At 45.3% G+C, this 23855-nt stretch carries 36 protein-coding genes; 30 read left to right on the forward strand and 6 right to left on the reverse strand.

Features of this window, described 5'->3' with window-relative positions:
- Positions 1-43 precede the first annotated feature (43 nt).
- The 25 genes from rplN to THERU_RS01550 are packed head-to-tail and all read left to right on the forward strand — an operon-like array spanning position 44 to position 13304.
- A complete protein-coding gene (gene rplN, locus THERU_RS01430; RefSeq protein ID WP_025305502.1) occupies positions 44-409 on the forward strand; it encodes a 50S ribosomal protein L14 in 366 nt (121 codons plus the stop codon).
- A complete protein-coding gene (gene rplX / locus THERU_RS01435; RefSeq protein WP_025305503.1) occupies positions 409-759 on the forward strand; it encodes a 50S ribosomal protein L24 in 351 nt (116 codons plus the stop codon). Before rplN ends, rplX begins: the two co-directional genes overlap by 1 nt.
- Positions 756-1319, forward strand: a complete 564-nt coding sequence (gene rplE, locus THERU_RS01440) for a 50S ribosomal protein L5 (protein ID WP_025305504.1) — start codon at positions 756-758, stop codon at positions 1317-1319. Before rplX ends, rplE begins: the two co-directional genes overlap by 4 nt.
- A gap of 9 nt (positions 1320-1328) precedes the next feature.
- The gene (locus tag THERU_RS01445) at positions 1329-1517 is read left to right on the forward strand and encodes a type Z 30S ribosomal protein S14 (RefSeq protein ID WP_025305505.1); all 189 of its coding nucleotides are present in this window, start codon (positions 1329-1331) and stop codon (positions 1515-1517) included.
- A gap of 12 nt (positions 1518-1529) precedes the next feature.
- Entirely contained in the window at positions 1530-1940 is a 411-nt protein-coding gene (gene rpsH, locus THERU_RS01450) for a 30S ribosomal protein S8 (RefSeq protein ID WP_025305506.1), read from the forward strand.
- Between the two features lie 8 nt (positions 1941-1948).
- Positions 1949-2506 (forward strand): 50S ribosomal protein L6, encoded by a 558-nt coding sequence (gene rplF / locus THERU_RS01455; protein ID WP_025305507.1) that lies wholly within the window; start codon positions 1949-1951, stop codon positions 2504-2506.
- A gap of 18 nt (positions 2507-2524) precedes the next feature.
- A complete protein-coding gene (gene rplR, locus THERU_RS01460; protein ID WP_025305508.1) occupies positions 2525-2896 on the forward strand; it encodes a 50S ribosomal protein L18 in 372 nt (123 codons plus the stop codon).
- Positions 2897-2912: 16 nt separating this feature from the next.
- A complete protein-coding gene (rpsE, locus tag THERU_RS01465; protein ID WP_025305509.1) occupies positions 2913-3488 on the forward strand; it encodes a 30S ribosomal protein S5 in 576 nt (191 codons plus the stop codon).
- Positions 3489-3490: 2 nt separating this feature from the next.
- Entirely contained in the window at positions 3491-3685 is a 195-nt protein-coding gene (rpmD, locus tag THERU_RS01470) for a 50S ribosomal protein L30 (RefSeq protein ID WP_025305510.1), read from the forward strand.
- Entirely contained in the window at positions 3672-4118 is a 447-nt protein-coding gene (rplO, locus tag THERU_RS01475; RefSeq protein ID WP_025305511.1) for a 50S ribosomal protein L15, read from the forward strand. Before rpmD ends, rplO begins: the two co-directional genes overlap by 14 nt.
- Positions 4115-5410, forward strand: coding sequence for a preprotein translocase subunit SecY (gene secY, locus THERU_RS01480; protein WP_025305512.1), 1296 nt, complete (start codon positions 4115-4117; stop codon positions 5408-5410). The genes rplO and secY overlap by 4 nt, the downstream gene beginning before the upstream one ends.
- Complete coding sequence (locus THERU_RS01485; protein ID WP_025305513.1) at positions 5407-6045, forward strand: adenylate kinase; 639 nt, start codon at positions 5407-5409, stop codon at positions 6043-6045. Before secY ends, THERU_RS01485 begins: the two co-directional genes overlap by 4 nt.
- On the forward strand, positions 6038-6844 hold the full coding sequence (gene map, locus THERU_RS01490) for a type I methionyl aminopeptidase (protein WP_038531987.1): 807 nt from the start codon (positions 6038-6040) through the stop codon (positions 6842-6844). Before THERU_RS01485 ends, map begins: the two co-directional genes overlap by 8 nt.
- On the forward strand, positions 6844-7083 hold the full coding sequence (gene infA, locus THERU_RS01495) for a translation initiation factor IF-1 (RefSeq protein WP_025305515.1): 240 nt from the start codon (positions 6844-6846) through the stop codon (positions 7081-7083). The genes map and infA overlap by 1 nt, the downstream gene beginning before the upstream one ends.
- Before the next feature lie 34 nt (positions 7084-7117).
- A complete protein-coding gene (gene rpmJ / locus THERU_RS01500; protein ID WP_025305516.1) occupies positions 7118-7234 on the forward strand; it encodes a 50S ribosomal protein L36 in 117 nt (38 codons plus the stop codon).
- A gap of 11 nt (positions 7235-7245) precedes the next feature.
- Positions 7246-7626 carry a 30S ribosomal protein S13 gene (gene rpsM / locus THERU_RS01505; RefSeq protein WP_025305517.1) on the forward strand — a complete coding sequence of 127 codons (381 nt, stop codon included), beginning with the start codon at positions 7246-7248 and terminating at the stop codon, positions 7624-7626.
- 11 nt (positions 7627-7637) lie between these two features.
- Positions 7638-8027 carry a 30S ribosomal protein S11 gene (rpsK, locus tag THERU_RS01510; protein ID WP_025305518.1) on the forward strand — a complete coding sequence of 130 codons (390 nt, stop codon included), beginning with the start codon at positions 7638-7640 and terminating at the stop codon, positions 8025-8027.
- Between the two features lie 3 nt (positions 8028-8030).
- Entirely contained in the window at positions 8031-8660 is a 630-nt protein-coding gene (gene rpsD, locus THERU_RS01515) for a 30S ribosomal protein S4 (RefSeq protein ID WP_025305519.1), read from the forward strand.
- 12 nt (positions 8661-8672) lie between these two features.
- Positions 8673-9626, forward strand: coding sequence for a DNA-directed RNA polymerase subunit alpha (locus THERU_RS01520; RefSeq protein WP_025305520.1), 954 nt, complete (start codon positions 8673-8675; stop codon positions 9624-9626).
- Between the two features lie 6 nt (positions 9627-9632).
- On the forward strand, positions 9633-9989 hold the full coding sequence (gene rplQ, locus THERU_RS01525; protein ID WP_025305521.1) for a 50S ribosomal protein L17: 357 nt from the start codon (positions 9633-9635) through the stop codon (positions 9987-9989).
- On the forward strand, positions 9986-10225 hold the full coding sequence (locus tag THERU_RS01530; protein ID WP_025305522.1) for a YggT family protein: 240 nt from the start codon (positions 9986-9988) through the stop codon (positions 10223-10225). Before rplQ ends, THERU_RS01530 begins: the two co-directional genes overlap by 4 nt.
- Positions 10222-10998, forward strand: a complete 777-nt coding sequence (locus tag THERU_RS01535; RefSeq protein WP_025305523.1) for a TlyA family RNA methyltransferase — start codon at positions 10222-10224, stop codon at positions 10996-10998. The genes THERU_RS01530 and THERU_RS01535 overlap by 4 nt, the downstream gene beginning before the upstream one ends.
- Complete coding sequence (locus tag THERU_RS01540) at positions 10964-11365, forward strand: hypothetical protein (protein ID WP_245565834.1); 402 nt, start codon at positions 10964-10966, stop codon at positions 11363-11365. Before THERU_RS01535 ends, THERU_RS01540 begins: the two co-directional genes overlap by 35 nt.
- Entirely contained in the window at positions 11341-11589 is a 249-nt protein-coding gene (locus THERU_RS01545) for a hypothetical protein (protein ID WP_025305525.1), read from the forward strand. Before THERU_RS01540 ends, THERU_RS01545 begins: the two co-directional genes overlap by 25 nt.
- Complete coding sequence (locus THERU_RS01550) at positions 11589-13304, forward strand: oxygen-binding di-iron domain-containing protein (protein ID WP_025305526.1); 1716 nt, start codon at positions 11589-11591, stop codon at positions 13302-13304. The genes THERU_RS01545 and THERU_RS01550 overlap by 1 nt, the downstream gene beginning before the upstream one ends.
- Here the strand turns inward: THERU_RS01550 and lepB are convergent.
- Together lepB and rlmN are read right to left on the reverse strand one after the other, a co-directional pair.
- On the reverse strand, positions 13294-13977 hold the full coding sequence (gene lepB, locus THERU_RS01555; protein ID WP_025305527.1) for a signal peptidase I: 684 nt from the start codon (positions 13975-13977) through the stop codon (positions 13294-13296). The two genes, THERU_RS01550 and lepB, sit on opposite strands and share 11 nt — an antisense overlap.
- Before the next feature lie 7 nt (positions 13978-13984).
- Entirely contained in the window at positions 13985-15040 is a 1056-nt protein-coding gene (gene rlmN / locus THERU_RS01560; protein ID WP_025305528.1) for a dual-specificity RNA methyltransferase RlmN, read from the reverse strand.
- Between the two features lie 69 nt (positions 15041-15109).
- Between rlmN and THERU_RS01565 the strand changes: the two genes are divergently transcribed.
- Genes THERU_RS01565 through THERU_RS01585 form a run of 5 tightly spaced genes read left to right on the forward strand, consistent with a single transcriptional unit; the run spans position 15110 to position 19127 of the window.
- A complete protein-coding gene (locus THERU_RS01565) occupies positions 15110-15901 on the forward strand; it encodes a ParB/RepB/Spo0J family partition protein (protein WP_025305529.1) in 792 nt (263 codons plus the stop codon).
- Between the two features lie 17 nt (positions 15902-15918).
- The gene (gene lysS / locus THERU_RS01570) at positions 15919-17628 is read left to right on the forward strand and encodes a lysine--tRNA ligase (protein WP_025305530.1); all 1710 of its coding nucleotides are present in this window, start codon (positions 15919-15921) and stop codon (positions 17626-17628) included.
- Positions 17625-18275, forward strand: a complete 651-nt coding sequence (purN, locus tag THERU_RS01575; protein WP_025305531.1) for a phosphoribosylglycinamide formyltransferase — start codon at positions 17625-17627, stop codon at positions 18273-18275. The genes lysS and purN overlap by 4 nt, the downstream gene beginning before the upstream one ends.
- 22 nt (positions 18276-18297) lie before the next feature.
- A complete protein-coding gene (locus THERU_RS08525) occupies positions 18298-18693 on the forward strand; it encodes a PA2779 family protein (protein WP_025305532.1) in 396 nt (131 codons plus the stop codon).
- A complete protein-coding gene (locus THERU_RS01585) occupies positions 18693-19127 on the forward strand; it encodes a C39 family peptidase (RefSeq protein WP_038531991.1) in 435 nt (144 codons plus the stop codon). Before THERU_RS08525 ends, THERU_RS01585 begins: the two co-directional genes overlap by 1 nt.
- On the opposite strand, the gene purC is transcribed toward THERU_RS01585, so the two are convergent.
- The 4 genes from purC to THERU_RS01605 are packed head-to-tail and all read right to left on the reverse strand — an operon-like array spanning position 19115 to position 23830.
- Positions 19115-19816, reverse strand: coding sequence for a phosphoribosylaminoimidazolesuccinocarboxamide synthase (purC, locus tag THERU_RS01590; protein WP_025305534.1), 702 nt, complete (start codon positions 19814-19816; stop codon positions 19115-19117). The two genes, THERU_RS01585 and purC, sit on opposite strands and share 13 nt — an antisense overlap.
- 9 nt (positions 19817-19825) lie before the next feature.
- Entirely contained in the window at positions 19826-20935 is a 1110-nt protein-coding gene (locus tag THERU_RS01595; protein WP_025305535.1) for a glycosyltransferase, read from the reverse strand.
- A complete protein-coding gene (locus tag THERU_RS01600; RefSeq protein WP_025305536.1) occupies positions 20932-23160 on the reverse strand; it encodes a glycosyltransferase in 2229 nt (742 codons plus the stop codon). Before THERU_RS01600 ends, THERU_RS01595 begins: the two co-directional genes overlap by 4 nt.
- Entirely contained in the window at positions 23108-23830 is a 723-nt protein-coding gene (locus THERU_RS01605; RefSeq protein ID WP_025305537.1) for a polysaccharide deacetylase family protein, read from the reverse strand. The genes THERU_RS01600 and THERU_RS01605 overlap by 53 nt, the downstream gene beginning before the upstream one ends.
- Between the last annotated feature and the right edge of the window lie 25 nt (positions 23831-23855).

Genomic DNA, 23855 nt, shown 5'->3' on the forward strand with positions numbered 1-23855 from the left:
TTTCTGATATAATTAATAGTCTCACTTATCCAGGAGAGAAGCCATGATACAGAGGCAGACTTATTGTAATGTTGCAGACAATTCAGGTGCTAAAAAGGTTCAAGTGATAGGCATACCCTATGCCCCAAGGAAGTATGCGGTTCCTGGGGATGTGGTCACAGTGACCGTCAAGGAAGCAGCACCCAACAGCCCCGCCAAAAAGGGCAATATATATAGGGCAGTGGTGGTCAGGACCAAGAAGGAAATCAGGAGGCCGGACGGTAGCTACATAAAGTTTGACGACAACGCGGTGGTCCTACTCAACCAGTACGGAGAGCCCTTGGGCACCAGAATACTGGGACCCATAGCAAGGGAAGTCAGAAACAGAGGATTTACTAAACTTGCGTCTCTTGCACCGGAGGTGGTCTAATGGCAGCAAAGATCAAAAAGGGTGATACAGTAGTTGTAATGAGAGGAAAGGAAAAGGGAAAAACCGGTGAGGTTATAAAAGTGCTTAGGAAAGAAAATAGGGTGGTTGTCAAGAATGTTAACTTTGTTAAAAAGCACGTGAAGGCAATTCCCGGTGTGAGAGAAGGTGGTATATACGAGTTTGAGGCACCCATACACATAAGCAATGTGATGTTGGTGTGTCCCAAGTGTGGAAAGCCTACAAGAGTGGGGTTTAGGATGGTGCAAGAAGGAGACACACTGAGAAAATACAGGTTCTGCAAAAAATGTGGTGAAAACATAGACTTAGTCCGAGAGAGGGTTAAAAAATGAGTGTGGGAACCAAATATGTACCAAGACTTTATCAGAAATACAAGGACGAGGTAGTCCCCAAACTGATAGCACGATTCGGGTACAAAAACCCTATGGAAGTGCCCAAGCTGGTAAAGATCGTGGTCAATATGGGTGTAGGAGAAGCGGTCAAGGATATAAAGTACTTGGAGAGGGCTATGGAAGACCTGAGGGCTATAACGGGACAACAGCCCGCAGTAAGGAGAGCTAAAAAGTCCGAGGCAGGCTTTAAGCTCAGAAAGGGCATGCCCATAGGTCTAAAGGTTACCCTTCGCAAGGAAAGGATGTGGGACTTTTTGGATAAGCTCATATCCGTTGCCCTACCAAGGGTAAAGGACTTTAAGGGTCTTAACCCAAGGTCCTTTGACGGCAGAGGAAACTACGCCTTTGGCATTGCAGAGCAAATCGTCTTCCCAGAGATAGACTACGAAAAGGTGGATGCAATAAGGGGTATGGATATAATCATTCACACTACAGCAGAGACGGACGAAGAAGCCCTTTGGCTATTAGCCCTATTGGGCTTACCAATAAGGAGTTTTTAGGAGGTAAAGATGGCTAGAAAGGCAAAGGTTGCAAAGGATATTAAGCACTTTCCAAAGTATGAGGTTAGGCGGAAGAACAGGTGCCCCCTTTGTGGAAGACCTAGGGGTTTTATAAGGTACTTTGGCATGTGCAGGCTCTGCTTTAGAGAGCATGCCCTTAGGGGAGAGCTCCCCGGTGTAAGAAAAGCCAGTTGGTAAGGAGGTTGAAAGATGGACCCAGTAGCGGATATGTTCTCAGCCATAAGAAACGCTATAATGAGAAGAAAGGATTATGTGGATGTTCCCTCCTCCAAGCTAAAAGAGGCTATCCTAAACGTTTTACAAAGAGAAGGATACATTCTCAAGTGGGAAAGGCTTGACTCTGAGGAGCACAGAAAGGGCACCCAATATAAGCTCAGGATTTATCTAAAGTACGCGGACCCCAAAAAGACCAAGAGCGTAATAAGGGGACTGGTTAAGGTCTCTAAACCCGGTAGAAGGATCTATGTGCCAAAGCACTTGGTGCCCCATGTCCGGAAAGGTCTTGGAATCGCCATACTCTCCACCGATGCGGGCGTAATAACAGATCATGAAGCTAGAAAGCTCGGCAAAGGTGGAGAGGTAATAGCCTATGTATGGTGAGGTGAGCCATGTCAAGGATAGGTAAAAAGCCCATAGAAATACCCAGCAATGTAAAGGTAAATTACACTAACGGTGTTTTAAACGTAGAAGGACCAAAGGGTAAACTCTCTTTGGCCATCCACCCGGACATAAAGCTGAGCATAGAAAACAATCATATAAAGTTGGAAAGACCCTCCGATGCACCCTTTCACAGGGCAATTCATGGCACCATGGCTGCACTCATAAGGAATATGATTAAAGGTGTAACGGAAGGCTATACGGTGGTCCTTGAGATAGTGGGTTTGGGATACAGGGCGGCGGTAAAAGGGAACAACTTAGAGCTAAACTTGGGCTATTCTCACCCGGTTGTCTATCCCATACCCAAAGATGTGAAGATAGAGGTCAAGGAGAACAAAATTTACGTCAGTGGTGTTGACAAGCAGAGAGTTGGACAAGTAGCAGCGGAGATAAGAGCCTTCAGGAAGCCCGATGCCTACAAGGGTAAAGGTATAAGGTATGAAGGAGAGCAACTAAGACTCAAGGCAGGTAAAGCTGCAGGAAAGGGCAAAGGCGGAAAGGGTAAATAAGTAAGGAGGTAAGGGAAAATGGCAAAGTTAAGCAGACATGAAAGAAGAGAAAGAAGACACAAGAGAATAAGAAAGAAGATCTTTGGTACTCCAGAAAGGCCCAGGCTCTGTGTGTATAGAAGTTTAAATGCCTTTTATGCGCAAATCATAGACGATACCACTGGAAGGACGTTGGTCTCTGCTTCCTCCATAGACCGGGACTATGTCCAGCTTACGGGCAAGAGAGGTGGAAAGTCCATAGAGGACGTGCAAAAGGTTGCGGAACTTCTGGTTAAAAAGGCTTTGGAAAAGGGTATAAAGAAGGTAGTCTTTGACAGGGGTGGATTCTTATATCATGGTAAAATTAAAGCCTTTGCAGATAAATGCAGAGAGCTTGGTTTAGAGTTCTGAAAAAAAGGAGGCTAAGATGGGTGGTGTATCCATTGAAAAGTTGATTGACGAAAGAAGAAAGGAGCAGAACATTCTTGAAATCCAAGATCAGCTTCAACTGGAAGAACGTCTTATATACGCCAAGAGGACCACGAGGGTTACAAAGGGTGGAAAGAGGTTCTCTTTTAGTGCTTTGGTAATAGTAGGAGACAGGAGAGGCTTTGTGGGCTTTGGCCTTGGAAAGGCAAGGGAGGTGCCCATAGCTATAGCAAAGGCAATAGAGGATGGCAAAAAGCACATAATAAGGGTACCTATAGTAGAGGGGACGGTTCCCCACGATGTGATAGGGCATTATGGTCCCACGATGATAAAGGTTATGCCAGCCAGAAGGGGAACGGGTATAGTGGCAGGTGGTGCTGCAAAACCTATCTTTGAACTGGCAGGATATACGGATGTGCTGACAAAGATCTTGGGTTCCACCAACCCCAACAACGTGGTAAGGGCGGTCTTTGATGCCCTCTTAAAGCTAACCACCCTTGAGGAGGAGGCAAAACTCAGAGGCATAAGCGAAGAGGAATTGAGAAAAAGATACAAACTTTATGCGAGGGTTTAAAGATGGGAAAGTTAAGGGTGCGTTTGGTTAGAGGCTTGGCAGGAAAGCCAGAAAAACACATAAAGGCAGTTAAAAGCTTAGGTCTAAGAAAAGTGGGAGATGAAAGGGTGCTTGAGGACAACCCTATGGTCAGGGGCAACATAAGAGTAGCCCACTACCTTGTAGAAGTGGAGGAGGTGAAAGATGAAACTGCATGAACTTGCACCAAACCCGGGTGCTACAAAGGAAAGGAAAAGGGTAGGTAGAGGTCCAGGTTCCGGTCATGGAAAGACTGCAGGCAGGGGACACAAAGGACAAAAGAGCAGGTCCGGAGACAGAAAGCTTCCTTCCTGGTTTGAAGGTGGTCAAACACCCCTCCACAAGAGGATTCCAAAGAGGGGCTTTAGAAGTCCCAACAGGGTTGAGTATTCGGTGGTGAATGTAAAGACCTTAGACAGATACTTCTCCGAAGGCGAGGAAGTCACACCGGAAAAGCTCTTAGAGAAAGGACTTGTGAAAAAGGGAATGCCAGTGAAGATACTGGGTGATGGAGAACTAACCAAGAGGCTTGTGGTGAAAGCTCACGCCTTTTCTCAGAGTGCTAAGGAGAAGATTGAAAAAGCAGGCGGGACCTGCGAGGTGATCGCTTGATAGAGTACCTAAAGCAAGTCTTTGCCATAGAGGATCTAAGGAAAAGATTTATATATACCCTTTTGATGTTTGCCATTTACCGGCTGGGTAGTCATATACCCCTGCCCGGTGTGGATGCATCTGCTCTGCAGGACTTTTTTAAGAGCTTTCAGGGAACGATCTTTTATCTGTACGACATCTTCTCAGGGGGAAATCTCTCCCGTATGACCCTCTTTGCCCTGGGTGTGATGCCCTATATTTCTGCTTCCATAATGATGCAACTTTTGACAGTGGCAATACCGGAGCTTCAGAGGTTGGCGAAGGAAGAGGGAGACTACGGAAGGTATAAGATCAACCAGTACACCAGATATTTGACCTTGTTTGTAGCTTTTGTGCAGTCTATGGGTATTGCCCTATGGCTCAGGGGTCAGGTGTCTCCGAAGGGTATTCCCCTTGTGCCAGAGGGTGGTGTCTTATTCATAATAACCACGGTGGTTGCCCTTGTATCTTCCACTATGTTTTTAATGTGGGTGGGAGATCGGATAACCGAAAAGGGTATAGGCAACGGCATGTCCCTGCTTATCTTTGCGGGCATAGTGGCTGGCTTTCCCAACGCCATCATAAGGGTCTATGAAATGTTAAGGAACGGAGACCTTACACCCTTTGCGGTGGTGGGCGCCATCATTTTCGTATTGCTGGTGACCTTTGGCATAGTCTTTATACAGGAGGCAGAAAGGAGAATTCCCGTACAGCATCCAAGAAGGCAAATAGGCAGGCAGGAGGTAATGGGTGGTTCCACTTACTTACCCATAAAGATCAACCCCGCGGGCGTTATACCTATCATTTTTGCCCAGTCTTTGCTCATAATCCCATCTACCGTGCTTGGTTTTATCCAGCATCCCATTGCCAAAGCACTGCACGATGCCTTCAATCCAACCACGTTCCTTTACAACTTTCTGTATGTTATGTTTATAATCTTTTTCACGTACTTCTATACTGCGGTTTTGATAAACCCGGCAGAGGTGGCTGAAAACTTAAGAAAAGCGGGTGCCTTTATCCCGGGGGTAAGACCGGGGCAAGACACCCAAAAGCTTTTGGAAGGGATAATAAACAGGCTTGCCTTTGTGGGTGCCATATTCTTAAGCGTAGTGGCTGTTATTCCTGTTTTTGTTAGCTTTTGGTTGAAAGTGCCCTTCTATTATGGAGGAACAACTGCTCTAATCGTGGTGGGCGTAGCCCTTGATACCATAAACAAAATAGAGGCGGGCTTACTTCAGAGAAAATACACCCAATTCAGGAGGAAGGTAAAGTGATTTTAGTCTTTTTGGGACCACCCGGCGCGGGTAAGGGCACTCAGGCTAAGCTTTTGTCCCAAAGGATGGGGTTTTTACACCTATCCACCGGCGACCTCCTGAGGGAAGCGGTAAAGAACCAAACACCCTTGGGGAAGAAGGCTAAGGAATACATGGATAGGGGTGAATTGGTACCCGATGAACTCATAGTTCAGCTCATAGAGGAAACCATGCCCAAAGATGGCAACGTGATCTTGGACGGATTTCCAAGAACTGTCAATCAAGCCCTAGCTTTAGAAGAGATGTTAAAAGATAAAGGTGAAAAGATTTCAAAGGTTCTATTTTTTGATGTTCCCGATGAGGTAATAATAGACAGGCTATCGGGCAGGAGGGTGTGTTCAAAGTGCGGTGCGGTCTATCATGTGAAATACAATCCACCCAAGGTTGAAGGAGTATGCGACCTATGCGGTGGTACTCTGGTGCAAAGGGATGATGACAAAGAGGAAGTTGTAAAAAAGCGCCTTGAGGTTTATAGGAAGCAGACCCAACCCCTTATTGAATTTTATCAGGAAAAAGGTATAATATATAAGTTAGATGCAGGAAAAGGAGTTGAAGAGCTCTTTGAGGAGGTTAAGGGTCTCGTAAGGGATGGCTGAAAAGACACAGTTGGAACTTTACTCTTTAAAGGAACTGGATAAGATCAAAAGGGCTTGCGATGTGGTGGTGGAAGTTTTGGAGACGGTGGCAGAGTATGTAAAGCCGGGAGTATCTACAGCAGAGCTTGACCTTATCGCACGGGAAGAGGTAAAAAAAAGAGGGGCAAGACCAGCCTTTCTCAACTATAGACCTCCCTTTAGTAAACTTTCTTACCCGGCCGCTTTGTGCGTTTCTGTGAATTCTGCGGTGGTGCATGGTCTGCCAAAGAAGGATCAGATCATAAAAGAGGGAGATATAGTCAGCTTGGATTTTGGTGCCATCCTTGATGGATATGCGGGCGATTCTGCCATTACAGTGCCCGTGGGAAAGATAGACCCCGATAAGGAGAGACTGCTAAAAGCCACCAAAGAAGCCCTTGAGGAGGCGGTAAAGGCTTGCGTACCCGGAAACTTTCTGTCGGATATCACTAAAGCCATAAAGAGAGTTGCGGACAAATACGGTGTTTATCCTGTAAAGAACCTGGGAGGGCACGGTATAGGAAGGAAGGTGCACGAGCCTCCCTTTGTGCCAAACCACATGGAGGATTTTAAACACGAAAGGGATATGAAACTGCGCGCAGGCATGGTGCTTGCCATAGAACCCATGCTTGCCCTTGGTACCTCCGAGATTACCCATAATGGGGATCAATGGACTGTTTTGACTGCAGACGGAAGCCCAGCTGCTCACTATGAATATGTGGTAGCAATAACCAAGGATGGTCCAATTGTTTTAACCCAATTTACCAAGGGGGTTTTTTGATGGCTAAGAAGAAAGACCAAGAGAAATATAAAGAAAAGGGAATTGTCCTTGAGGGAACAGTAGAGGAGGCGTTGCCCAACGCCATGTTTAGGGTAAAGTTAGACACGGGACATACAGTGTTGGCTCACGTGTCTGGAAAGATGAGGGTACACTTTATAAGGATCCTACCAGGAGACCGGGTAAAGGTGGAGCTATCACCTTATGACCTAACCAGAGGAAGGATCATATACAGAGAATAATGTGTTATAATATCCTTCCTTTAGGAGGTTTGCGATGAAGGTAAGACCCTCTGTAAAACCTATATGTACCAAATGCAAGATCATAAGAAGAAAAGGCAGGGTTATGGTTATATGCGAGAACCCAAAGCACAAACAAAGACAGGGTAACTAAGGAGGAAAGCTATGGCAAGGATAGCGGGCGTAGACCTACCAGACCATAAGAAGTTGGAAGTAGCCCTCACTTACCTTTATGGCATAGGATGGTCCAGGGCAAGGGAGATATGCGAAAAAACGGGCATACCCTGTACGAAGCGTTTGGGTGAGCTAACTCCCGATGAGCTTAACACCATAAGGAAATTCATAGAACAAAATTACAAGGTGGAAGGAGACCTAAGAAGAGAGGTACAGTTGAACATAAAAAAATTAATAGACATAGGCTGTTATAGAGGTATAAGACACGCAAAAGGTCTTCCTGTAAGAGGACAACAAACAAGGACCAACGCAAGGACAAGGAAGGGTAAAAGGAAAACAGTTGGTGGTACTAAAAAGAAGGTAGCTAAGTAAGGAGGAGAGCAATGGCAAAGAAAAAGCAAGGCGCAAAGAAACAGAAGAGAATTGTAACGCAGGGTATAGTTCATATTCTTAGCACCTTTAACAACACCATAGTGAACATAACGGATATGCAAGGTAATACTTTGGTCTGGGAAAGCGGTGGTACGGTTGGTTTTAAGGGTACCAGAAAGAGCACTCCTTACGCCGCACAGCTTGCAGCCCAAAAGGCAGTGAAGAGGGCTATGCAAGAGTACGGGTTGCAGGAGGCGGAAGTGTGGATCAAAGGAGCGGGTGCAGGAAGAGAGTCAGCCCTGAAGGCGGTCTATGCAGCAGGATTGAAGATAACCAAGATAAGGGATGTAACTCCTCTACCCCACAATGGGTGCAGACCACCCGCAAAAAGGAGGGTATGAAGCATGGGTAGGTACATAGGTCCTTGGGTAAGGATAGACAGAAGGTTCGGTGTGGTAGTATCAGGTAAGAAAAGTGCTCCCAAGATTTTGAGCAAGAGAAACTTTCCACCTGGACAACATGGTAGGGTAAAAGGAAGAAAGAGGAAGCTCACCGAATACGGACTAAGACTTATGGAAAAGCAAAAGCTAAAGTTCCTCTACGGTGGCATAAGGGAAAAACAGTTCAAAAAGTATTTTGACATGGCATCCAAGTCAAAGGGCAACACTGGTCAAGTTCTTCTCCAGCTTTTGGAGAGAAGGCTGGATAACGTGGTCTATAGGCTCGGATTTGCGTGCACCAGAAGGCAAGCAAGGCAGTTTGTGGTGCACGGCCACATTTTAGTAAATGGCAAGAAGGTTAACATTCCCTCTTACTTGGTTTCTGTGGGAGACGTAATAGAGGTCAAGCCTTCCTCTCGGGACATCCCTCAAATAAAGGAGAACTTGGAGAACAAAGACCCAAGGAGTGTGCCTGTGTGGTTGGAACTTGACAAGGAGAACTTTAGAGGAAAGGTTATAGACCTGCCCAAGGATATTCAGCTGGAGATCCCGATCAATTTGCAATACGTGATAGAGTTTTACTCAAGGGTTTAAGGAGGAAAGAGTATGCTAAGACAGCTTATCTATCCTAACAAGATATTTTGGGAAGAAATAAGCCCCACCTACGGTCGTCTTGTAATAGAGCCCTTGGAAAGGGGCTTTGGCATAACCGTAGGAAATTCCTTAAGAAGGGTGCTACTTTCCTCCATAGAGGGCTGTGCAATAACGGGAGTAAAGATTTACGGTGTCTATCATGAATTTTCTGCCCTTGACGGAGTGCAGGAAGACGTCTTAGAAATTCTGGCAAACCTCAAAGAGGTTAAGTTTAGAATGACAAACTCTGATGTGGAGGTGCTCTATCTTAAAAAGAAGGGAGAGGGGCCTGTCTATGCTAAGGACTTTTCTTTACCCCCAAACGTGGAGTTGATCACGCCAGAAGTTAAGGTGGCAACCATTACAGACCCAAACGTGGAACTAAATATGGAAGTGAGAGTTGAAAGGGGTGTAGGATATGTGCCCACGGAAGAGATGGAATCCTTTGGAGAGGTAGGTTGGATACTGGTGGATGGGGACTTTAATCCAGTAAAGCACGTTGCCTACAGAGTAGAAAAAACCAGGGTAGAAAAGAGAAGCGATTACGACAGGCTTATAATGGAGATATACACAGATGGAAGCAAAAGCCCGGAAGAGGCGGTTAAAGAGGCGGTAGCAATACTTATCAGGAATTTCTCCTTGCTGGAAAATATCTCTTACGAGATTCCTCGGGTTATAGAAGAGCCCATTCCCACAGACGAGTTCATAGAAAAGCTCGCTCTACCCATCGAGGAGCTTGACATTTCCCAGAGGGCACTTAACTCCATAAAGAGGATGGGCATAACCACCATAGGAGATTTAGTAAAGCTAACGGAGGAAGAGCTAAAGAGCACCAAAAACGTAGGAAGAAAGGCTATAAACGAGATAAAGGAAGCCCTAAAGCAAATGGGTTTACACTTAGGCATGGACTTAACGGGTAGGAGGTAAAAAAAAATGAGGCACAGGGTTAAAAAGAAACACTTTGATAGAACAAAAGAGCAAAGGCTTGCCCTTTACAGGTCCTTAGCCAGAGCCCTTATCCTGGAAGAGCGAATAGAAACATCCTTGCAGAGGGCAAAGGCGGTTCGCCCCTTTGTGGAAAAACTCATCACCCTCGCCAAGAAAGGAGACCTCTCAGCCAGGAGGAGAGCTCTTCAGCTAATGCCCGATAAAAAGGTGATAAAGAAACTCTTTGAGGAGATCGGTCCCCGCTTTGAGGGAAGGAACGGTGGATACACACGCATTATCAAACTTCCCTTTAGAAGGATCGGAGACTCCTGCGAGCTTGCCATCTTAGAACTGGTTGAATGATAAAGGGGCTACTCTCCCTCCTTATAAACCTTTTGATAATTTTAGTTTTAGTTCATGCGATAGGCTCGTGGTTTCCTCAGGTTAGGGAGAGTGGTTTTTACAAGAAGTTGGACGCGTTGATTGAACCCCTTTTGAGACCCATAAGAAGTATTCTTCCCACCTATGGGAACGTTGACTTCTCTCCACTTGTTCTTTTGCTTATTCTTTACCTTATAAAGCATCTTCTTAGGCTTTGAGGCTTGACCAGTATCTTGTGGAAAAAGGACTTGCCCCTACTCGGGAAAAGGCACAGGCCCTGATCATGTCCGGCTTGGTCCTTGTGGATGGCAAGGTGGTAGACAAGCCTGGACAACGGGTCAAAGAAAATGCAAAGGTAGAAATAAAGGAGCCCTTTAGGTATGTTTCAAGGGGAGGGTACAAGCTTGAACACGCCCTCGAAAGGCTTGGACTTTCGGTGGAAGGTTTTACTGTTTTGGATGTGGGTTCATCTACGGGAGGCTTTACAGACTGTCTTTTACAAAGGGGTGCCAAGAAAGTCTATGCAGTAGACGTTGGGAAAGCTCAGATGGACCAAAAGCTGAGGCAGGACCCAAGGGTAGTCCTCTATGAAGAGACGGATGCAAGGGAGCTTACAGAGAAGCATATCCCCGAAAAGGTAGATCTAATAACCATGGACGTATCCTTTATATCCTCCAAAAAGCTTTTGCCTGTGGTGGTAAAATTTTTAAAAGAGGAGGGTTTTCTGTTGGTTTTGGTTAAGCCTCAGTTTGAGCTTCCCCCAAAGTTCGTCAAAAAGGGTGTGGTGAAGGATGACGAAAAGAAAGCAGAAGCAGTGTTGGACGTGGCAAACTTTCTAAAAGAGCTTGGTTTTTCTGTACTAAGGGTTATTAAGGCAAAGCCAAGGGGAGCAAAGGGAAACGAAGAGTTCTTTCTGTTTGCAAAAAGAGGGGAAAGAGGCATAGAAGACCTTGAAGGTGAGGTTTGGAATGCTGTCAAAGAGCCTCTTTGATGGTAAAAAGCTCTATGGAAATATGGGCGATTATCCCTTTACCGCAGAGAGTCTATTCAGGATCGGCTTAGCCCTTTGTACCTATTTAGTCATAAAAGGAGAAGAAAAACCCACCTTGGGAATAAACGTGCTCAATTTTGCCACCATGTCCTTGGCGGTGGGCTTTATGGCGGGTGGTGGTGATGTGGTGGTGGGAGAGGGTAGTGTAAGCGTGATCCATCGGGAGGAGGAAAATGCCCTCATTTTTGAAGGTTTGGAGGAGATAGACCTAAAAAAGATAGAATCTATCCTCTTTAGCAGGTACCATATTCCAAGAAAAAGAGGAAAGGAGGTAGGCAGGCTTTGGATACAAGAGAACAAGCTTTGAACCTTAGCCAAGAAGTGGTAAAAAAGCTCTTAGAATGCGGGACAGAACTGGATGAGTATTACAGGAAAATAAGGGAGCTCAGGCTTTTGGAAGATTCTTTAGCATTTCAGACTGCTCTTTTGAACGTGGAGCATGGCTTTTTTATGGTGGTGCATTCCATGAACATCCTCAGAGAACAGCTTAACCTTTTAATTGTAGCATCCAAAAAAGGGGAGGTGGTGTAATGAAGTTTTTGCTCTTTGACAAAGAGAAAAGGTTTTATCCTATTTTTGGTGATATTTTAGACATAACGGGACATAAGCTTATGGTTGCATTGGACGAGAAAAAGGCTAAGGACTTATTGAAAGCGGTTTCACCAGACTTTTTAATACTCCGATGGAAGGATAGAGATTTTTTTGTGGAACTGCTTAAGGAAGGCTACTTTGTTGTTCCTATATTTTTGGTGGAAGATTATCAGCAGGCGGAAGAGCTTAGAAAATTCGGCTTTAGCGATTTCAACATACTGATCTTACCCTTCAACCCCTTGGAATTTCTTAACAAATCTGCCAAGCTCTATCAGACCCTTGAAAGTCTTCATGACAGTATTCCATCGGATTTGGGAATTATGAACCTTTTTATAAGCCTTTTGTCAAGGAATACATCCACTGGCGTCTTTCTTAATGCGGATGGTCTTAGTTGTGAAGTGTATGTAAAAGCGGGTGCAGTTAAAGGGCTTTCCTGTAGCCCTGAGCATTTTAAGGGAATAATTAAATCAGATAATGTTAGTGTTAAGTTCCTTCCGTACACAGAAGAAGCAAAATTGATCACATACTTTAAGAACAACGCAGAATTTTTCTCCATGCTACTTGAAGAAGTTCAACCGCAACCTTCTATCGCCTATCCAGAGGTAGTTCAAGAGACAGTCCCGCAGGAGGTTCATGAGGAGGTTCAACCGCCCGCGCCAAGTATGTTATCAGTGGAAGAGGGACTCTTTCTGATAAACTCTTTGGACCCTGAAGGTTTGCTACAGAGGAATATGTACTTGAGAGTTTACGAAAAGGGGGACAGTTATGTTTCCCTACTTTTCAATGTGCTACCGTACCACAGGTTTTCTATTGTAAGGGATGAAATAGAAAAGGCTGTTGGTAAGTTAGAAAATTTGAGAGCTTTAATTTTGATGGACCTACTTCCAGAAGATACCCAAAGCATTTTGAACCTACTTAATTTAGCTCCCAAGCTTTATGTTATCACGAGCCTTCCCATAGCACTGAGCTTGATAGGTCTAGGTGTTCCAGAAAGGCGGATAAAGCTTGTGGAAAGCTTTCCAGATGGTCTTCTTAGCCTTGGAACGGGCGATGTTCTTCGGTTTATAAAAACTCCCTTTTTACCAGAGAAGGGAAGTTTTGTAGTCTTTGAAGAAAAAACAAAAATCCTCTTCTCCTCTAAGCTCTTTAGCTCCTACTGTCTTCCAGAGGAATACTCCGCTCATAAAACTGCTAAAATTGAGAGGGTTATCCTTTATCACAAGCTTAACTTTTCTGGCATTGAAAACACCATAGGCCTTGCTCAAATTAGACTTCTAAATCCCTCCGTAATACGTCCAGCCTTTGGAAATCCAATATTGGAGGGTGTGGATGATGTTATTGAAAAGATTTCTAAACAAAAGAATACCTTTAACTTGGCAAATCTAGAGGATGAGATACTTATCCTCGGTCTTTTGAGTAGCATACTCTTTGAATTGGAAAAACGAATACCCAAGGAAAAATACGAACTTATATTGGATGGACTCAGCGAGTATGTGGAAGTGGAGGGTAGAGCCATTTCTAATAGCTTTGTGGATGTTAAGAAACTTCCAGAACTGTTTATTTACACCCTGCATTCTGCAAAAATGTCACCAACGGTGCTTTTGCTTACCTTAGAAAGGTTCTTAGAGGCGGAAATTCCCGTATTTACCATATGAGAGGTTTTCCGATCCTCTCAAATCTTGGATGTAATATTGCAAGTATTAGTTGTTTTATCCCGGTAAAAATGCTAACATCGGTGGTCTGCAAAGGCGGAACATCTCCTGAGAAGTATATTACAAAGGCTTTTCCTACTATGTTTTCCCTTGGCAAAAAGCCCCAGTATCTACTGTCCTCGCTGTTGTCTCTGTTGTCTCCCATTACAAAATAATGGTTGGGTGGGACCACAACAGGTCCAAAGTCTCTTTTTGAGAAGGGAAAATCTTCGTAGAACTGGACTTTATGCTTTTTGCCCTCGGGCAGGACCTCTTCGTAAATAACTTTTCTTAAACCGTTTTCTTCGCCTCTTCCTACTTCAATTAAATGTAGTGGCTTTCCGTTTATGAAAACTTGGTTGTTTCTTACTTCAACTTCTTCCCCTGGTAAGGCAATTATCCTTTTTATAAAGTCTATGTTTGGGTCTATTGGATACTTAAAGACCACTATGTCGCCCCTTTGAGGTTCCGAAAACCTATACACCAGCTTATTTACCAGTATGAAATCTCCCACCAATAGTGTGGGCTTCATAGAACCCGAGGGAATGTTGTAGGCTTGGGCTACAAACGCCCTAATGAGAAGGACTATTATAACTATCACAATAAGCTCGGTGATCCATCTACCTTTCTTTTCCATAGGACTTTTATCTTAACACAAGTCTTTTCCTTCTCAGCTGACCGCAAGCGCCAAATATATCCACACCCTTGCTCAACCTTATGAAGGTAGATATACCCTCCTCCCAAAGGATTTTTTGAAACCTATAAACCCTCTCCATTGATGGTCTCTTGTAAGGCAAAGATGGGTCTGGGTTAAAGGGTATGAGGTTCACCTTGAATTTATTTCTCTTCTTTTTGAGAAGGTTTGCGAGCTGTCTCGCATGCACCTCTTCATCATTTACCCCTTCCAAAAGCACGTACTCTATCATGATCCTTCTGTCGGAGGGGTAGGGAAACTGATAGAGGGTTTCCATTAGGTCCTGGAGAGTGTTTGTCTTTGAAAGGGGCATAAGCTTTTCTCTAAGTTCCTGAGTGGGTGCATTAATGGAAACTGCCAAGTTTAACTCTCTCATTAGTGGGTCCTGAGCCATGAGCCTGAGCTGATGGACAAGCCCACTGGTGGATATGCTAACCCTCCTTTTGGACAGGTCAAGCCCCCATGGGCTAACCATAATCTCCACCGCCTTTCTAACATTTTCATAGTTAGCCAGAGGCTCACCCATACCCATAAAGACTACGTTTCTTATCTTTTGTGGTGCATGCTTCTGCACTTGCAAAAACTGGTCTATGATCTCTTCGGTCCTTAAGTTTCTAACAAGCCCATCCTGGGTAGTGGCACAAAAGGTGCATCCCACCGCACAGCCTACTTGGGAAGATACGCACAGGGTAAGATGGTCCCGCTCGTATATTAGCACTGTCTCCAAAAGATGCCCATCGGTGGTTTTAAACAAGAACTTTGTAGAATCTCCACCCTCCACCTTTTGCACCAATTCTAAGCTGTGGATAGAATAATTTTCACTCAAAAATCTTCTTTGCTCCTTTGATAGGTTTGTCATCTCTTCAAAGTTTGTTACGAATTTCTTATAAACCCAGTTTAGAATTTGGTCTGCCCGGTAAGGCTCCCATCCAAGGCTCTTAACTAACTCTCTCAGCTGTGCCAAGTTTAAGGAAGTTATGTAAGTTGTCTTAGAAAGATCCTTCATTGGGATGTTCCTCCAGATTCTAGAGGAGCTAACTTAGTCCTCACGCCATCCATTATAAAATAAAATTCTATGAGGGAAATTGCAAGCTTTCAGGAGCCAGTAAGGCACAGGACGCTCTCTCTATGCCTGCTGGACGTAAAAGAGATTGAAGTTCCACACTTTCAGAGGGACCTCTCAGAAACTTTAAAAGAGCGTTTAAAAACCGCCATAGAAAAGTTGGGCTTTCTGGTGCCCATAATTGTGGTGCAGAGGGAGGGTAAATTCTATGTGATAGATGGTCAGCATAGGTTTTTTGCTCTAAGGGAGCTTGGAGTGGATGAAATTTTAGCTATTGTGGTGGGCGAAGAACTTTATCATTACTTTTTGGAATTGAACACCGAAAAGCCACCCAACGTGAAAGAAAAGTCCAAGCAAGCCTACAGGCTTTACATGGAACTTTTTAAAGAAAACGACAGTCAGTTGGAGGAGGACCTTATAGACTACTTTGAAAAACCCGAATACATAACCCTTGGCTTTACCATAGAAGAGCTTGAGCCCAAGTTCTCCGCCAGCTTTTACGAAAGCTTTGTTTCAAAGATAGATAAATTCCTGCGGCTTCCCCTCAGCTCTGCGGTGGAAGAAAGAAGGAATAGGGCTAAAGCCCTCTTTGAGCTGAATAGATTGGTAAATGAGAAGTATGCAGAGTTTGGATGGGACAATGCCCTTATGAAGGGAGAGATCATAAGAAAGGCGGTGCAAAAGGCTTATGGTATGCGTGTTAGGGTTATCGCCGATGACTTCTACACCGCCATAGAGAAGGTGAAATCCGCTTGCGAAAGTTTGAGCCCAGAGGATTTTGAAAGCGGTCTTTCGCTGGAATAATTTAAAATAATTGCCTTATGGAAGAATCAAGGCTCGCAAAGCTAAACAATCTCAGGGAAAGGGGTGTAGCCTATCCATACAAATATGAAATCAGCCATAACCTTGGAGAGTTAAGAAGACAGTATGAAAGAGAACCACAGGGGGAAAGGGTAAAAATAAGGGGCAAGGTCAAAAGGGTTTCTAAGCAGGAAGACAGCTTTTTAATTAGGCTTGAGGATCAAAAGGGTGGGGTGGAGATGTTGGTAAGGACTGCCCAAGGGCTAAAGCAGGGGGAGGATGTAGTTCTTGAAGGAGTTCTTACAAGGTGGGAGGGCAAGCTAACCTTAGACCAGGCAGTAGTTTCGGAAGGAGATGCCCTTGATGTTTCAGAGGTAAAGGGAAAATACGACATAAACCCGGAGGATGTGGAGGTTTCTGTAGCGGGTAGGGTGATAACCCTTCGCCCTATGGGGAAAGCCCTGTTTGCACACCTTCAGGATGCTACCGGAAAGCTTCAGATATACCTAAGGCAGAACATTGTGGGAGAGGCTTCTTTTAAAGATTTTGAGGAAATTGTAGACCCAGGGGACATACTGGGAGTTAAGGGAAGGCTTTTCAGAACCAACACGGGAGAGCTTACCGTTGAGGTAAAGGAGTGGGTACTTTTGGCAAAGAGTTTGCATCCTCTACCGGAAAAGTGGCATGGGTTGAAGGACGTAGAGGTTAGATACAGGCAAAGATACTTGGATCTGATCGCCAACGAGCATGCCAGAAGGGTCTTTTTCCTAAGGAGCAGGCTTATAAGCGAAATAAGGAAGTTTTTAGACTCCAGGGGCTTTTTGGAGGTGGAAACTCCCATCCTCCAACCCATAGCGTCCGGTGCAAACGCCAAGCCCTTCATAACCTATCACAACTACCTTGAGCAGAACCTCTATCTGAGGATCGCCCCTGAGCTTTATCTAAAGAGGCTCATTGTGGGAGGCATAAACAGGGTCTATGAGCTTGGTAAGAACTTCCGCAACGAGGGTGTAGATACCACCCACAACCCGGAATTTACCATGCTTGAGTTTTACTGTGCCTACTGGGACTACAAGGACCTTATGGTCTTCACCGAGGAACTTTTTTCTTACCTGTTAAACCAGCTTGTGGGTGGGCTAAAGATAACCTACCAGGGCAAGGAGCTAGACTTTACACCGCCCTTTAAAAGATACCGCTACTTTGAACTTTTGGAGGAAAAGACGGGCAAAGACAAGGATTTCTTTTTGAGGGACGTGGATGGTCTCAGAAAGTTGGCAAAGGAGGTGGGAGTACCCAAGGCGGAAACGCTAACCCATGCTAAGTTAATAGACAAGGTCTTTGACTTGCTGGTGGAGGATGAACTTTGGGGACCTTGCTTTGTGATAGACTTTCCAAAACTGCTCTCACCCTTGGCAAAAACCCACCGTGAGGACCCAGATTTGGTGGAGAGGTTTGAGCTCTTTGTAGCAGGCAAGGAAATAGCCAACGCATACACAGAGCTAAACGACCCTATGGAGCAGAGGGAGAGGTTCTTAGAACAGTTGAAGGAAAAGGAGATGGGAGATGAAGAAGCCATGGCTATGGATGAGGACTTTATAAGGGCTCTGGAGTATGGTATGCCACCCACCGCTGGAGAGGGTATAGGTATAGATAGACTGGTAATGCTTTTGGCGGATGTGGATTCTATAAGGGAGGTAATACTCTTTCCTGCCCTCAGGCAGAAGACATGAGGGTGGGTGTTTTGGTATCCGGCAGGGGCTCCAACCTACAAGCCCTCATAAACGCTTACAACGAGGGAAAGATAAAGGGAGAGATAGCTTTAGTTATTTCCGACAACCCTCAAGCTTACGCCATAGAAAGATGCAAAAGGCATGGAATTGAGTATGCGGTGGTGGAAAGAAGGGAATTTAAAAGCAAGCTGGAGTTTGAAAGAAGGATGGTGGAGCTTTTGAAGGAAAAAGGCGTGGAGCTGGTAGTCCTTGCGGGCTTTATGAGGGTGCTCAGTGGAGAGTTTTTAAAGGCTTTCCCCATGCGCGTTATAAACATCCATCCTTCTCTTATTCCAGCCTTTCAGGGATTGCATGCCCAAAGGCAAGCCTTAGAGTATGGGGCAAAGCTAACCGGTTGCACAGTGCATTTTGTTTCTGAGGAACTTGACAATGGACCCGTGATCGTCCAGGCATGCGTGCCCGTGCTACCCCAAGATACTGAAGAGAGCCTATCCCAAAGGATCCTTGAGTTTGAGCATAAGATACTTCCTCAGGCTGTAAAGTGGATTTCCGAAGGTCGTGTGGAGGTGGAGGGTAGGAAGGTTGTGGTAAAGGGTGCCATCTACGGAACCCTTCCTGTCAATCCTCAGCTGGAGGACTTTTTATAATATTTTTTGGGAGGTTGAAAGTATGTGGAAGAAGTTGAGAAATCCCGCGTTAGCCCTTGCAATAGCTGGTTGGTTTTTCCTTTTTAACTCCGCCCCTGCGGTGGCAGGACTTGTGGGCTCCAAGCCCGCCTCTGAGGAGGTGTCAAAGATAAACAGGGAGGAAGACATAAGAACCATTCAGAGGGCTCTGGAGAGCAAAATAGTTCAAGAGAAATTGAAAGCCTATGGGCTCAGCAAAGAGGAAATAGAAAAAAAACTCTCGGAGATGGACGACCAGCAAATACACGTCTTAGCCAGGGCATCGGAGAAGGTGCTGGCAGGTGGAGATGGGCTTGGGGTGGTCATATCCCTCTTGGTGATCGCCATACTGGTGGTGATCCTTCTGAAGCTCCTCAACAAGGAAATCATAATAAGGTAATCCTAAAAGTTCCCTTTGTAAAACAACGGGACCAATTTTGCGGTCCCGCCTCCCTCAGCAGTGTTTTTGCCTACTATAACCTATACATAGACCAAGATGAAATAGCCAAAGAAGTTTATATTCCTAAGCTAAAGGGCGCCCTTATCACAGACCTTGAGAACTACGCAAAAAAGAAAGGTTTCAAGACGGAGCTTTTTAGAGGGGACCTTGAGAAACTTAGACAATACATAAGCAGAGGACTACCTGTGATAATCCTCGTAGATCTGGGTGCGCTTTTTGTTAGCGTGCCCCACTACTTGGTGGTGGTGGGTTTTGACGGAGAGGGTTTTTATGCCCATACGGGCTACGAAGAGATGAAGTTTTACCCTTCCCAAGGGCTGGATAAAATCTGGGGAAGGATGGGAAGGGTGGGTTTGGTGGTTTATCCACCTTGAATTTTTTCTAAAACCCTTCTATAGCCCTCCATTAGGTCTCCTAGGTCAAACCTAAAGCGGTCTTTGTCCAATTTTTCCCTTGTTTTTGCATCCCAGAGCCGGCAAGTATCGGGGGATATCTCATCGATAACCGCCAAACTTCCATCGGGGAGTATGCCAAACTCCAGCTTAAAGTCCACCAGCAATAGCCCATGCTCTTTGAAAAACTCCCTGAGCACCTGGTTGGTTTTCAGTGCCATTTCTTTCATACTTTGAACTTGCCAGTCTTCTGCTAGGTTCAAAAGCCTTATGTGTTCCACGCATATAAGTGGGTCGTGCAACTGGTCGTTTTTATAGAAAAACTCCACCAAAGGTGGTTTAAGTTCTAACCCCTCCTCAAGCCCGAGTCTTTTGCACAGGCTCCCTGCGGTGATGTTGCGAACTACCACCTCCAAGTCAAACCTCTTTGCCTTCCAAACCAACATCTCCCGCTCAGATAGCTTTTTTATGTAGTGGGTCTTTATCCCCGATTTTTCCAAAAGCTCAAAGAGAAGGCTGGAAATGGTGTTGTTTATAACGCCCTTACCTTCTATTTCAGCCTTTTTTGTGGCATCAAAGGCGGTGGCACTGTCTTTGAAAAAGACTATTACCTTGTCCTCTTCTTCCGTTTTATATATGACCTTCGCCTTTCCCTCGTAGAGCTTTTCCATAGAAACATTTTAACAGTATGTGCGAGCGAAGGTTTTACTGTAGTAGAGACTTATTATCCTCTCAAGGTTTTTGAAGATGGAAAAGTCCTCTTCCACCCTTTGCCTTAGGTATAGACGGGTGCTCTTGGAAATAAGGTCTGTGCCCTTCACAATAGCTTGGGCTAGGGCTTGGGACGTTCTCTCCTTGGAAAGGAATTCTTTGAGGATCTGGGTTTCAAGCTCTAAGTCAAAGGCACACACTGGCGTTCCGCTGGCTTGGGCTTCCAAAAAGGCAAAGCCAAAGGTCTCAAAGGAGGACGCACTAACAAACAGGTCCGCGCTGGCATAAAGGACAGAGAGCTCCCCTTTTTCCAAGTAGGGTATGTAGGTTAGATTGTTAAATCTTTTTGCATACCACTTTACCAAAAAGCTAAGGGGTCCCTTGCCTACCACTACCAATTGGAAGAGGGATGGGTCCAAAAGCTCAAAGGCTTGCAGGAGGGTTTTTATGCCCTTTTCTACGCTCAGCCTGCCCGCATACAGGAGTAAAAATTTCTTCTCTTCCACTCCCAAGAGCTTTTTTAAGTAAAAGTCCCGCTTGGAGGGATTAAAAAGCTCTGTATCCACTCCCATTGGTGTGTAATACACATTCTCAAAGCCAAGTGCGTCAAACTCCCTTTTATACTTCTCCGTGGGAACCAGCAGAAGGTCTGCCTTTTTTAGGCACCTTTCAAAGACATGGTTTAAGAGCACCTTTTTAAAGGGATTCGGCATTGGCATAAGCTCTATTTCCCTCTTGGCATCCGCGTGATAAAAGACAGATAGAAGGTAGTTCTTTCTTTTTAGGAAAGGGACCAACAGATAGGTTCCCCCTAGCTCCACCACATCCGGCTTTTCCTCCTCAATAATTCTGTTTATTTCCTTCACGGAAGAAAAGAACCTGTATCCACCGATGAGACCAAAAGAGGATAGCTCGTAAAAACGAGTCCTTCCCACCGTGTAGGTTCTGGGCTTTTTACCGGGGACAACCACTACATGTTCCACATCCTGGTTTTTCATGAACTCTACCTTGTAGTTTATGTAGGTTTTTATGCCACCGCTGGTGGGATGATAATATGGAGTTATATCCATAAGCTTCATACCTTCACTCCTACGCGTCCCAGAAGTTTGTTTATATAGTCTAAGTAAGTCTCAGTCAGGTCCATAGACTGGGTGTACCTTAGGGCTTCGGCGGACATGAATTCCCTCAGGCGTGGAGATTCCAGCAGTCTTCCCAGCTTTTCCACAAAATCCTCATAAGAGTGCGCTATAAATCCATTTACTCCCTCTTCCACATGTTCGTGGGATGCACCCTTGCTACTTACCACTACAGGGAGCCCGCTTGCCATAGCCTCCAAGATCACCTGTCCGTAGGTCTCCGTCTCAGAGGGGAACAAAAACACATCCGCACTGGCGTACGCCTTTGCCAGCTCTTCCCCGGTCAGATATCCCAAAAGATAAACATTCCTTGGCTTTTTCTTTTCTATTTCTTCTCTGTAGGGTCCATCCCCCACTATGATGAAGGTATCCTCCGGAAAGTTTTTGGCACAGTACAAGAAGGCATCCAAGTTCTTTTCCTTTGAGACCCTGCCCACATAGAGGACCACATTTCCCCTAACCTGCACGCCAAACTTTCTTTGGAAAAAGCCATCTTCCTTTTTGGAGGGGTTGAACAGACTTGTATCCACGCCCCTCTTGAAGACTTTGATCTTTTCCTCCTTTACTCCCTTTTCCTTTAAGAGCTTTTTGTAAGCTTCGGAGGGTACAAAGACCCTTTCGCAGGCGTTGCAAAGAAGGGCAATGAGCTTGTAAGAGATGTCCATAAGTTCCCGGCTTCCTGTGTAGGTGTATGCGTAGGCAGGTACATCCGTGTGGAAGGTAAAAGTTGTAGGAAGTCCCAAAGCCTTGGCAACGCCAAAAGCCATAATGCCCAGAGGTCCCGGCGTGGCTATATGCACCCTTGAATAGTTCCTCAAAAGGTCCAGAAGAGATATAAGGGTAGGCACACGAAGTTTAAACTCTTCGTAGAAGGGCGTAGAAAACTCAAAGGCTGGCTTCAAAAGGACCAGGTTACTCTCTCTAACATCTCCGTCCCAGACGGCTATTACATCTAAGGGTAGGTCGTGCTTTTCCGCCAACTCCCTAATGATCCTTGAGCTTCTTGCCACACCGTTTATTTCAAAGTGTGTGTCTGTTATGTATGCAAGCCTTTCTTTTCTCTTTGGTATGATGCCAAAGCTTTTTGCAACCTCTTCTGCCTTTTTCTCCTCGGTTTTTTGTCTGTAGGCTAAAAATACGGGTGCAGAGTGAAGAATCAAGGCAAGGATGGACTCACCAAGGGTAGAGGTGGAGGGTTCTTTTAGGAGCCTCTCTAAGGCAAGCTTGGGGACTTTGTCTAAAGCTTCCTTCAGGAGGGAGTGCCTTTCTGCGTTGGTGCCCAAGAAGGTCCTCAAAAAGAGTTCCGTCATTGGGTTGTTGGAGTGCATAAAGATAAAGTCCGTAAAGGGTTTTAGGGCGGAGGGAATTTTTCCCTTGTTTAGGAGAAAGTCATAGCCCACCCGAGAGACCATGTTCAAAAGCCTTTCGTAGCCTAGCTTTTCCGTATTTACCCAAGTCCTCCCTTCCCTTAAAGCTTGTAAAAACTCTTCCTTTGAAAGGGCTTGGGCTTCTGTCCAAGTTCTCCCCACATCCATACCGCCGTGGTCGTCAGAACCCGCAGTAAAGGATATATAAGGTCTTGTTCTAAGGGATTTTATCTTGTACTTTTCCTCAAGCTGATGAATTTTCTCCCAACCATCGTAGAGCCTTGCCAGTTTTTCCTCCAACTCCCTTAGGTTCTCTCCGCGGGTGCCGTTTATGACCTCCCAGTTATCAAACAGAAGGACAAACTTCTCCACCAGGGACTTGGTGATCTTTGTATCCTGCACCGGATACAAGGGATGTGCCAAGGAGTGGGCTATGTTCTTGGCTTTTAAATAGGCAACAAATTCATAAACATTTTCCCTCAACTTCATGAGGTCTTCGTGAATCTTTTCGTCTATGCCGTAGGCTAAAACGTGCACCTTTGCCTTTTCCTCCGGAAACTCCACCGTGTACTCACAGCTTATAAAGACCTCCGGCAGGTGGGCGATCTCCAAAACGCCATCTATGGTGTTGTGGTCTGTGATGGTTATGTAGGTCATGCCCCTTTCCTTTAGCCTTTTGTATATTTCCATGGGCTCCGTGAAGCTCTCGGGGCATCCGATCAGCTTGCTAAACCATCCACCCGGCAGGTTAGACGCCTTGGAGTGAAGGTGCAGGTCTGCTTTTGCTAAAGAGTTCCTCATAGCTAATCACCTCCCTTTCTTTTTTTACTTTCTTTAGAATGGACCTCCAAAGGACTATCTTTCTTCTGTCTCTGAAATCCCTTGCGTGCAAAGAGAGTCTCAAAACCTTTGCCCTTCCGTAAAGCTTTAGAAGGGTGGGCACCGCCATCAGGCTAAGAAAGGAAAGCACTGGTCTGTTGCTGAAGGTAATGGAGGGGGAAGGTATCTTTTCCTCGCTCTGCAGGTCCTTTATGAAATCCCTGTAGCCCACAGCCCTAAAGCCAAAGGCAGAGAGTACATCCTCCAGCCATGGGTTTGAAATCCACGCAGGGGGCACAAAGAACTTTGCAGTAAGGGATAGAGACTCAAAGATGTCTAAAGCCTTTTCTATCTTTTGGTAGGTTTCTTCAATGCCCCCCTCCCCAAACTCCCCTTCCCCGTAAGTGTAAAGGATCTGAGAGAGCTTTACTTTAGCCTTATGGCTGTATCCGTGCAGAACGATCTCTTGCTCCAGTGCCTTCAAAAAACCAACAAAATTTTTATGTTTATAGAGAGGGTGTTCTTCCCTGTAGTTTGGGATGACCAAAAGGGAGAACTTATCTATTTTTAGCCTTTGCAGAAATTCCACCGCCTGATAAACTTCCTGTTTGTAGAAAGGCGACACATCGTGAATTTCTACTATGGCATACATGTTAAGGAATATGCTAATGCTTTAG

Origin of the sequence: Thermocrinis ruber (assembly GCF_000512735.1) — a bacterium.
Lineage (GTDB): Bacteria > Aquificota > Aquificia > Aquificales > Aquificaceae > Thermocrinis > Thermocrinis ruber.